Source organism: Bacteroidales bacterium (genome assembly GCA_021648725.1).
Lineage (GTDB): Bacteria > Bacteroidota > Bacteroidia > Bacteroidales > JAADGE01 > JAADGE01.
Genome location: JAKISF010000065.1, coordinates 1 through 4,167, shown reverse-complemented (window position 1 = coordinate 4,167; position 4,167 = coordinate 1). Strand labels below are relative to the sequence as shown.

The 4,167-nt window shown below is 30.5% G+C and carries 4 protein-coding genes; all 4 read left to right on the top strand.

What is annotated here, in order from left to right; all coding sequences use genetic code 11:
- Positions 1 to 208: 208 nt before the first annotated feature.
- The 4 genes from L3J35_13685 (at position 209) to L3J35_13670 (ending at position 3,965) form a co-directional block, all read left to right on the top strand.
- Positions 209 to 1,189: a LemA family protein gene (locus tag L3J35_13685; GenBank protein ID MCF6367235.1), complete on the top strand. Its 981-nt coding sequence runs from the start codon at positions 209 to 211 to the stop codon at positions 1,187 to 1,189.
- A 16-nt stretch (positions 1,190 to 1,205) separates the two neighbouring features.
- Complete coding sequence (locus L3J35_13680; GenBank protein ID MCF6367234.1) at positions 1,206 to 2,489, top strand: TPM domain-containing protein; 1,284 nt, start codon at positions 1,206 to 1,208, stop codon at positions 2,487 to 2,489.
- Between the two features lie 116 nt (positions 2,490 to 2,605).
- Positions 2,606 to 2,926 (top strand): thioredoxin, encoded by a 321-nt coding sequence (trxA, locus tag L3J35_13675; GenBank protein MCF6367233.1) that lies wholly within the window; start codon positions 2,606 to 2,608, stop codon positions 2,924 to 2,926.
- Between the two features lie 118 nt (positions 2,927 to 3,044).
- Positions 3,045 to 3,965: a DUF58 domain-containing protein gene (locus L3J35_13670; GenBank protein ID MCF6367232.1), complete on the top strand. Its 921-nt coding sequence runs from the start codon at positions 3,045 to 3,047 to the stop codon at positions 3,963 to 3,965.
- The last annotated feature ends 202 nt before the right edge of the window (positions 3,966 to 4,167 follow it).

Here is a 4,167-nt window from a genome sequence, read left to right as displayed (position 1 = left end):
TTTATCAAATAAAATCAGCGATATTAATAGCTTGTATAATTTGTTCTAAATTAACAATTTACAATCAAACTAACAACTTTTTTTCATTATTTCGAGCATTTTTTTAACTTCGTAAAGTAGAATTAGGGTATTATTATTTTTGTCCTAATTGCAATAAAGATTTTTCAAATCAAAAAAACACAAAATTAAAACCTGATAAAATAAAAACATGAGCAACTTTGACGAAAAACTGAACAAACATATAGATAAAGTAATTTCTATTCAAAACAGCGAAAGAGAAAAAATGCTTACACTTGAAGAACTTAAAGAAGTTGATTTAAGTTTGGGCGTAACAGAAGAAGAATGGGAGCAAATGATGCAAAAGGCTGATAATGAACTTAAATTAGCGCAAAATCATTTCTACTACAAAAATTTCAAAGATGCGTATTCAACTGCCGAATCTGCCGCCTCAATAAACCCCCATCTTACTCAAGCAATTATTTTAATGGCAGACTCCGCTTTAAAAATATACGAAACCGAAGACGATGAAGATTTTCTTATAAAAGCAGAAAAACATGCAAAAGAAGTTTTAAGAATGGCTCCTGCCGAAAACAGAGCAATAGAAATATTAGCTCTTTTGAACAAGTATAAAACTAAAGAAAAAGCTCAAAAAAACAAAATTCTAAAAATTGCAGCAATTGCCGCAGGCATAATAATTGCTACTCTTTCAATTATTTTCTTATCTCCCGAAAAAGAAAAAAAAGTTGATGAAACCGTTAAATTCGAATTAATTGATGCCGAAGAAGCAGTAAATGCAAAATGGGCACAAGTTGAAAATATTATTTCAAGAAGAGATAAAATTATACCGCAATTATTTTCATTAATAGACTCGGAAGATGCCGAAATAAATAATCTTAAAAATGAAATTGAAACATTAAAGAAAAAAATAAATGAATCTTCTTCTGATGAACAAATAAACCTTCAGGCAGAATTACAATCAAAATATCAAACTTTAACAAATTTAATTTCTTCAAAAAACAATTCATCAAACATTAAAACGGTTTTAATTCAAATTGAAGGCTCTTATAACAGAATAGCTGTTGAAGGGAAACGCTACAACGATGCTGTTAAAAATTACAATATTTTGGTAAAAAAGAAAGCCGAAGATTTTCCGGAATTCAAAATAAAACCATATTTTAAAGGCAATTAACACTAAAACAACTAAAATGAAAAAAATAATATTTCTCACAAGCATTTTATTGCTTCTTAATTTTATCGGGTTTTCGCAATGGACGGTAAAAACAGTGCCTAACCCTAAAACAACGGGTGCCGGATTTGTTGCAAACCCGGATACTATTCTCACGGAAATCGAAGTTACTTACCTTGACAGCATTATTCAAGAAGTTCAAGATTCTTCAAAAGCAGAAATTGCTGTTGTTATGCTTCAATCAATAGGAAATGAAACACCTAAAACCTTTGCAACTGAATTATTTAACTTTTGGGGTATCGGTAATGCCGAAACTGATAACGGTTTATTGATTCTGTTTGTAATGGATCAAAGGCGTATTGAATTTGAAACAGGTTACGGTATCGAACAAATTCTTTCTGATGCAAAATGCTATGAAATCCAACAAAAATTTATGGTACCAAAGTTCAAAAAGGGCAACTACGGGCAAGGAATTATTGACGGCACAACAGAGATTGTTCAGATATTTATGGGAAGAGCAGAAGAAATAACTCCTGCTGATACCGAAAGTACTCCTAATACTGATAATTATAATTACGATCATGATTATCAACACTATAATCATTCCGGTTTTTACGGAAGATACTACAAAGAAATTTATTACTATTTACGAATTCTTGCATTTGCCGTAGGCTTATTTTTTCTCCTATTTATCATAAGCATAATAAACAAAGATTATTTTGCCAGATACCAAACAATCAGAATATTCAGGTTATATATCTGGTTTATTTTGTTTCCTGTTCCGTTTATAGCTATTTATTTTTTTGTAATAAAAATTAGTGAAAAATGGAGGAACACACCCAGAATAAGTGCAAAAACAGGACTTGTTATGCACAAACTTACAGAAACAGAAGATGACAGGTATTTAGAAAAAGGACAAGTTGCAGAAGAAAAAGTAAAATCCGTTGATTATGATGTTTGGATATCAGGAGAAGAGGGCGATGTTTTAATTCAAAGTTATAAAAGATGGTTTTCTAAATATAATTCCTGTCCGAAATGCAAATATAAAACATACTACAAAGTTTATGATAAAGTAATATCCTCAGCAACATATTCAAGCTCGGGAAAAGGTGAAAAATACTACAAGTGTACAAATTGCGGACATTCCAGAACAGTAACATATATTATTCCGAAAAAAACAAAAACCTCATCATCAAGTTCAAGTTCGTGGTCATCCGGCGGAAGTTCATCTTGGTCATCGGGCGGAAGTTCATCTTGGGGCGGAGGAAGTTCCGGAGGCGGAGGTGCCGGAAGTAGTTGGTAATGTTTTTTAATGTTATATAATACAATTTAAAATAAACCGTTTTCTGATATAAAGATTACGGTTTTTTTTATTTTTGCAAAAAAGAAAATATTTTAAACTAAATTAAAACTATAATTATGGCAGTATTAGAAGTAACAGATAAAAACTTTGATGAAGTTGTACTACAATCAAACATACCGGTAGTGGTAGATTTGTGGGCTGTTTGGTGCGGACCGTGTAAAATGATACATCCTATCTTAGAAGAGCTTTCGGAAGAATATGAAGGAAGAGCATTAATGGTAAAATTAGATATTGATTCAAACAGACAAACAGCAATGAAATACGGAATAAGAAACATACCTACGGTACTTTTTATTAAAAACGGTGAAGTTGTTGACAAACAGGTAGGTGCCGTTGCTAAAAAGAAGTTTGTTGATAAATTAGAACCTATTTTATAAATTGCAGAATAAATTTCTCTTTCAGTTATCAGATAAATTGTTGATTTAATGTTTCACATTAGATTTTGTAAAAATATTCATCCGATAACTTTTATTTTTTTCATTTTAACAATTCTTCTTGAAAAACATCGATGACATAAGCGAACTTAAACAATTTGAAAATTTAGAACTTTTGGCAAAACAAGTTGTTGAAGGGTTTATTACTGGCTTACACAAAAGTCCGTTTCACGGTTTTTCGGTTGAGTTTGCAGAACATCGTTTATACAACAAAGGCGAATCAGTTCGTTTTATCGACTGGAAGTTATATGGTCGTACAGATAAACTTTTCGTTAAACGTTTTGAAGAAGAAACTAACTTACGAAGTCGTATTATTATTGATACATCTTCTTCAATGTTGTTTCCTTATAAAAATAAAAGTATTCAAAGTAAATTAATGTTTTCAATATTCAGTGCGGCTTCTTTAATTCATTTGTTAAGGAAACAAAGAGATGCCGCAGGCTTAACTTTCTTTTCCGATGAAATTGAATTGCATACACAAACAAAAATGTCTTCGGTGCATTCTCGAATGCTTTATGCTCAACTTAATAATTTAATGTCTGCCGAAAATAAATTGAACAAAAAAAGCAAACCCGCCGAATTATTGCATCATATTTCGGATCAAATACATAAACGTTCTTTAGTAATTATTTTCAGTGATATGTTCAGCAGTGAAAATCCCGAAAAACTTTTTTCTGCATTACAACATTTAAAACACAGCAAACACGATGTTATTTTATTTCATGTAACTGATAAAGAACATGAAGGCGAGTTCAAATACAATAATCGTCCGTATAAATTTATTGATATGGAAACAGGAGAAAGTATTAAACTGAATCCGAATGAAGTTCGTGATTATTATTTAAACTCTTCCGGTTTATTTAAAGAAAATTTAAAATTAAAATGCGGGCAATATAAAATTGACTTTGTTCAGGCAGATGTTAAGTCTGATTTTAAAGAAATTCTTATTCCCTATTTGATTAAGAGAAATAAATTGCATTAAAGGTCAACTGCGGCATTAAACCCAAAATATAACATTTTGTTGTACTTTCAAACCTCATAACAAACTTCTGATACATAATTAGGGCTTGCTGATTTTTAAATTAGATGAACATAATTATTTGAGGCACAGCAAAATAATAGCAAAAAACATGTTGAAATATTTGTATAAGTGCAATGCTTTTTATATATTTATAGCATAAAAC